Annotated in this window: 5 protein-coding genes; all 5 read left to right on the forward strand. The window is 63.3% G+C overall.

All coding sequences use genetic code 11. From position 1 onward, the window contains the following. Positions 1-274: 274 nt before the first annotated feature. Positions 275-1,552 (forward strand): extracellular catalytic domain type 1 short-chain-length polyhydroxyalkanoate depolymerase, encoded by a 1,278-nt coding sequence (locus J2Z17_RS24395; RefSeq protein ID WP_209949333.1) that lies wholly within the window; start codon positions 275-277, stop codon positions 1,550-1,552. A gap of 534 nt (positions 1,553-2,086) precedes the next feature. Next, entirely contained in the window at positions 2,087-2,998 is a 912-nt protein-coding gene (gene osmF, locus J2Z17_RS24400; protein WP_377300295.1) for a glycine betaine ABC transporter substrate-binding protein OsmF, read from the forward strand. 67 nt (positions 2,999-3,065) lie between these two features. Beyond that, complete coding sequence (locus J2Z17_RS24405) at positions 3,066-4,232, forward strand: ABC transporter permease (RefSeq protein WP_209949334.1); 1,167 nt, start codon at positions 3,066-3,068, stop codon at positions 4,230-4,232. Beyond that, positions 4,229-5,167, forward strand: coding sequence for an ABC transporter ATP-binding protein (locus J2Z17_RS24410; protein WP_209949335.1), 939 nt, complete (start codon positions 4,229-4,231; stop codon positions 5,165-5,167). The genes J2Z17_RS24405 and J2Z17_RS24410 overlap by 4 nt, the downstream gene beginning before the upstream one ends. Further along, positions 5,164-5,916: an ABC transporter permease gene (locus tag J2Z17_RS24415; RefSeq protein WP_209949336.1), complete on the forward strand. Its 753-nt coding sequence runs from the start codon at positions 5,164-5,166 to the stop codon at positions 5,914-5,916. Before J2Z17_RS24410 ends, J2Z17_RS24415 begins: the two co-directional genes overlap by 4 nt. Positions 5,917-6,308: the final 392 nt, after the last annotated feature.

Raw genomic sequence — 6,308 nt, forward strand, 5'->3', positions numbered from 1 at the left:
TGTAGTCGCGGTTTGCCGTCCGGAAATGCGTAAAACAAAAAAGCCCGAAAACGTCCGGCGCAGTCGTGCTTTCCGGACCTGCTCTCGAAAATCGAATTTGAGCTTGGAGCCCTGCCTGCCGAACGCTCTACTCAGCCGTCAATTCAGAAATACGATGCATGTCAGCAGTTTACGAGCAGACTTCGAGACTTAGACATCTGCTTTTGAAGGTTCAGCACCGGGATGCAGAGCCTGAGCAACAGCGCTTTTACTCCCGGCACAAAAGGATAGACCCATGAATGAGGATTTCTTCGCAGCCATGCGTCGGGCGACATCGTCGACCCGCGCGCTGAACCTCACCGAGGCAACGGCGATCATCCAGGCCGCCCTTGCAGGCCGGCCCGCTTCCGTGGAACCCACGGCGGCGGATCCCGACATCCTGCCCCCATCCCCGGGGCATCGTCAGATGTCCCCGGGGCATCGTCAGAAACCCTTCGAAGTCCATCCCGAGGCCGAGATTATCGACGTTGAGACCGGGCAGGATGCGCAAACGCATGCAGCTGCGCAGCGCGCCGGACCTCATGAACGGCAGCGCAGGCCCTTGCATGAGGTGGTGCGGATGCTGCGGGAGGGGCGTGGCAGCGCATTCGGTGCCGTGGCGGAGGGACCGCTGGCAGGAATGGCAAAGCCTCGACGCCCGCCAGCCATCGCGGCAGGCGCGCAATTCCTGAGCCGATCGTTTTCCTGCGCCGCAGGCACGCGAAGCTTCAAGCTCTACATTCCCGCCTCGGCGCCGGAAAACCCGCGCGGACTTGTCGTCATGCTCCACGGGTGCAAACAGGATCCGGACGACTTTGCGACCGGAACGGGAATGAACACGGCCGCAGAGGCGCACGGCCTGCTCGTCGCCTATCCCGCACAGACGGGGATCGAGAATAGCGCGTCCTGCTGGAACTGGTTCAGACCCACCGACCAGAAGCATGGTGTCGGCGAGCCATCGATCATCGCGGGACTGACGGAAAGGTTGATCTCGGAATACGGCCTCGACAGGCGCCGGGTCTTCGTGGCTGGCCTGTCAGCCGGCGGTGCGATGGCGGCCATCATGGGCGAAACCTATCCCGATCTCTATGCCGCCGTCGGCATTCACTCGGGCCTGGCCTATGGTTCGGCAAACGATGTCATGTCGGCCCTTGCGGCCATGCGGGGGGATGCAACTGCCTTTTCCGGGCAATGCCGCGGCAAAAGCGCTGCGTCCCAGGTTCGCACCATCGTCTTCCAGGGCAGTTCCGACCGCACGGTTCACCCCTCCAATGCCGACCGCATCGTGGCATCGGCGAGCGCGACCAACACCCATTCGGCGCCCCAGACCCACAAGGCCCGCTCCGATGGCGGACGACGCTACACCAGGACACGGTACATCGATGAGCAGGGCATTCCGACACTGGAATACTGGCTCGTGGACCAGGCCGGCCATGCCTGGTCCGGCGGCCACCCGAGCGGATCCTTTACCGACCCGAGCGGACCGGATGCTTCGCATGAAATGCTGCGCTTCTTTCTCGGCACAGACGGATAAACTGCGCACCGCAAGGCAATCGGCAGGGGACGGTGGGTCAGACACGATGACTGGCCAGCATCTGCGCGGACTTTATCCGGGCATCCGCGCGGGGCATGTCGAGCCAACGGCCATGGGACTGATCCTCGGTGCGACCGACCTTGTGCTGGAGGATTGTTTCGAGGCGACCAGATCTTGCCATGCCCCGGCCCGGGGACCGGCTGATTGAGCCCCAAGCATCTCCGGACATTTCAAGTCGATGGCCAAGCCTGGACGGGATGCGCTGATCTTGCGGTTTCCGCCGTGACCGCAATGGCAGTGGGCGGCTGCGGCGTGTTCGCACCGCTGCGCTATGCATGCGGAAAAGCTGTTGCCGTGACGGGTCCGTTATCGGTTGCGTTCGCGACACGCCTGTCGTTGAAATACCGACGACGAAATTCTGTCCCCACGCCGCTCTATTTTTCTCTGAACGGCGCCACATATGGCAGTTTATGTCCCGACGGATCCGGACCGGCGTGAGAGAAATAGCAAACAGCTTCGAGGGAGACCCCAACCGTGCGTATCAAAACAAGTGTCATCGCCAGTGCCCTTGCCGTGTTCCTGTCGGCGGCGGCCGCCAATGCCCAGGTCGTTGTCGCGTCGAAGATCGACACGGAGGGTGGCGTGCTCGGCAACATCATTCTGGCGGTGCTGAACGCCAACAAGATCGAGACGACCGATCGCGTGCAGCTCGGTGCGACGCCGGTGATGCGCAAGGCGATTACCGCCGGCGAAATCGACATTTATCCGGAATATACCGGCAATGCCGCCTTCTTCTTCGAAAAGGCGGATGATCCGGTCTGGAAGGATGCGGCGAAGGGTTACGAAGAGGCGAAAAAACTCGACTACGACGCCAACAAGATCGTCTGGCTGACGCCGTCGCCGGCCAACAACACCTGGGCCGTGGCCGTACGCAAGGATCTTGCCGATGCCAACGGCCTGAAGACCTTCAGCGATTTCGGCAAATACGTCGCCGGCGGCGGAAATGTCGTGCTGGCCGCATCGTCGGAATTCGTCAATTCCGCCGCGGCCTTGCCGGCCTTCCAGACAACCTATGGCTTCAAGCTTAAGCCGGATCAGCTGATCACCCTTTCGGGCGGCGATACGGCGGCGACGATCGGCGCTGCTGCCAACCAGACGAACGGCGCCAATGCCGCCATGGTCTACGGCACGGATGGCGGTATCGCGCCGTCGGGCCTTGTCGTCCTGGAGGATGACAAAGGGGTGCAGCCGGTCTATCAGCCGGCGCCGATCATCCGCGAGGCTGTCCTCAAAGAGCATCCCGAGATCGAGACGCTGCTGAAGCCTGTCTTTGAAAAGCTCGACCTGGTGACCTTGCAGGATCTGAATGGCCGCGTTCAGGTCGGTGGCGAGCCGGCAAAGGCCGTCGCCGAAGATTTTCTGAAGAAGAACGGCTTTCTGAAATAAGCTCTCCTGACGACGGCCGGGTCCTGTCGGAGACCGGCCGTCGTCAAATGCTGGCAGGGATGCGGGTTTGACACGTCGATTGGATAAGCTGGGCGTCATTATCGCGCTCCTCATTGCCTATGGCGCCCTGGTGGCGCCATTTGCGACCTTTCGCGCCAATCGCATCGTGCCGGGGCAGGCTAAATCGATGCTTGAGGCCCTGCCGAACGGGGCAGGAATGGCGCTGCTCGCCCTGATGCTGGTGGCCGGCATCGTCGTTCTGGTGAAGATACCGACATGGCTCAGGCTTCTGACCGCGGTCGTGGCACTTGTCGCCCTCACCCTCTTCATCGGAATGGCAGCGCCGCACCTCACCCCGCCCGGAAATACCTATGCCCGCGTCTCGCCGGCGTCCGGGTTCTGGATATTGCTGTTTGCCTATGCGCTTCTGGCTGCGGACGCGATCACCCGGCTTCGACCGCGCCCCATCCTGCGTGTCGTGCTGCTGGCGCTTGCCCTGTCTGGTGCGGCGGCGATTTTGATGTCGGGTCTATGGGACGGGCTGTCGATCCTCAAGGAATATGCCGGCCGCGCCGACGTCTTCTGGACGGAGGCCGCCCGGCACGTGACACTGGCGCTGGGCTCGCTGCTGGCGTCTGTTATCGTCGGCCTTCCGGTCGGCATCCTTTGCCATCGGGTGACGCCGCTCCGGGACGGCGTGCTGAACACACTCAATCTCGTCCAGACCATCCCGTCGATCGCGCTGTTCGGCATTCTCATCGCGCCGCTGAGCTGGGTCGCGCTCCATGTTCCCGGGGCTGCCGCAATCGGCATCCGCGGTATCGGCGCCGCACCGGCATTCGTCGCGCTCTTTCTCTATTCGCTGCTGCCGGTCGTCGCCAATACCGTGGTGGGGCTGGCCGGCGTGCCGCGCGAGGCCAACGAAGCGGCGCGCGGTATCGGCATGACCGACGGGCAGAGATTGTTGCGCATCGAATTGCCGCTTGCCCTGCCCGTCATCCTCACCGGCATTCGCATCGTTCTCGTGCAGAACATCGGCCTTGCGACGATCGCTGCCCTGATCGGTGGCGGCGGGTTCGGCGTCTTTGTGTTCCAAGGCATCGGCCAGACGGCGATGGATCTGGTGCTGCTCGGCGCCGTGCCGACCGTGGTGCTGGCGTTTGCCGCCGCCATTATCCTCGACGCCGCCATCGACATGACCGCGCCGTCCCAGAGCCGAGGCAGGATTGCATGATTGAAATCGACGGCATCACCAAGCGTTATGACGGCAATGCGGTCGTCGACAATGTGACGATGGCGATCGCGCCCCGCACGGTGACGGTCATTGTCGGAACATCGGGCTCCGGCAAGACGACGCTCCTGCGCATGATCAATCGCCTCGTCGAGCCCTCCGAAGGAACGATCCGGCTGGATGGGGAAGACCATCGCGGGATGCCGGGTCATATGCTGCGCCGCCGGATCGGCTATGCGATCCAGGGGCATGGCCTTTTCCCCCACCGCACGGTGGCACAGAATATCGCAACGGTGCCGGCCTTGCTCGGCTGGGACCGCCACCGGATCGATGCCAAGGTCACAGAGCTGCTGACACTGTTCCAGCTCGACCCCGCCATGTTTGCCGCGCGCTTTCCGCACGAGCTTTCCGGCGGCCAGCAGCAACGGGTCGGGGTGGCGCGGGCGCTGGCAGCCGAACCGAACATCCTCCTGATGGACGAACCGTTCGGCGCCCTCGATCCGATCATCCGGGCGAAGGCGCAGGCCGATCTCCTGGATATCCAGAAGGTGCTGAAAACCACCATCGTGCTGGTGACCCACGATATGGACGAGGCCTTCCAGCTCGCCGACCGCATCGCTGTCATGGACAAGGGCGCGCTGGTTCAATACGCCACGCCGGCCGAACTTGTGCAAAACCCGGCGACCGACTTCGTCCAGACCCTGATCGGCCCTAGCGAGCGGCCCTTCCGGCTGTTGTCGATCGGGACCGCCGGAGAGGCGATCGAGCCGGGTGTGGCGAGCGGAGAGCCGGTGCCCGCGGCAATGAGCCAACGCGATGCCCTCTCGCACATGCTCTGGAGCGGGCGCAATGCCTTGCCGGTCGCCGATGCCGATGGGACGATCCTTGGCCAGGTGACACTGGAAGCGTTGACCCGGCGGGCGGCGAAACCGCAATGAAGGCGTGGATACCGCATATCCTGCGAGGCGTCTTGCTGGCGGTGCTTATTGCCTTCCTCGTCTCGCCCGACTGGTTCGCTCCGCTGCTGAAGCCGCTGTTGCAGGACAATGCGCCGGCGATCTACAATCACGGCTCCTTGCTGACACTCACCCTCCTGCACCTGCGCACGGTGGCGATCGCGACCGTCGGCGCGATCATCATAGCCGTTACCCTGGCCGTTCTGGTGACCCGGCCGTTCGGCGCCGAGTTCCTGCCGCTGTCGCGCAGCCTGGTGAATATCGGCCAGACCTTTCCGCCGGTAGCCGTGCTGGCACTCGCCGTCCCGATCCTCGGTTTCGGCGAGAAGCCGACGCTCGTGGCGCTGTTTCTCTATGGCCTGTTGCCGATCTTCGAAAACACGCTGACGGGGCTGACCACCCTGCCCGCATCGGTGATGGAGGCCGCGCGCGGCGCCGGAATGACGGACCGGCAGCGCCTGCTCAAGGTCGAGCTGCCGCTGGCGATGCCCGTCATCCTGGCCGGCATCCGGTTGTCGGTGGTGATCAGCCTGGCCACCGCGACGATCGGCTCGACCGTTGCGGCAAAGACGCTGGGCGAAGTGATCATCGCCGGCCTTCAGTCAAACAACATCGCCTTCGTCCTGCAAGGCGGCGTGATCGTCGGCGCCTTGGCCGTGCTGATCTATGACGGTCTTTCGGCAATCGAACGCTTACTGGCACGCCGCGCCGGCCTCACGTCGCGAAGTTAGAATAGGGTAAGCCAAGCGACCGGCGATCAACCATCGCCCACTTCCGGCGCATAGCCCCGCACTCTCGTAGACGCCCTCTGCCAGGCTTTCTGCCGCGTCTCGAACTCGGCGCGCAACAGCACTCCGTCTCACACGTTTTTGCATTTAGGGTCGCAGAACATCTCGGTATAATCGAACGCGTCCTGGCTGGCCCGCGTCATCGGGTAACCAATAGGCCCTGCTCTGGCGACAAGGTCAGCCAGGACGCCCTTCTGGCGCCTCGGGTCGCGTGGCGCGCTCGTCCCGCCCTAACCTGGCCCCTGGAACGGCAAAAAGCTCCTCGCTGTGTGCTGAGGAGCTTTGTGTGTGGTTTTTTAATTGTTTGTTGATTTGGTTGCGGGGGCAGGATTTGA

The organism is Heterorhizobium halophytocola, from assembly GCF_017873095.1.
Taxonomy (GTDB): Bacteria; Pseudomonadota; Alphaproteobacteria; order Rhizobiales; family Rhizobiaceae; genus Allorhizobium; species Allorhizobium halophytocola.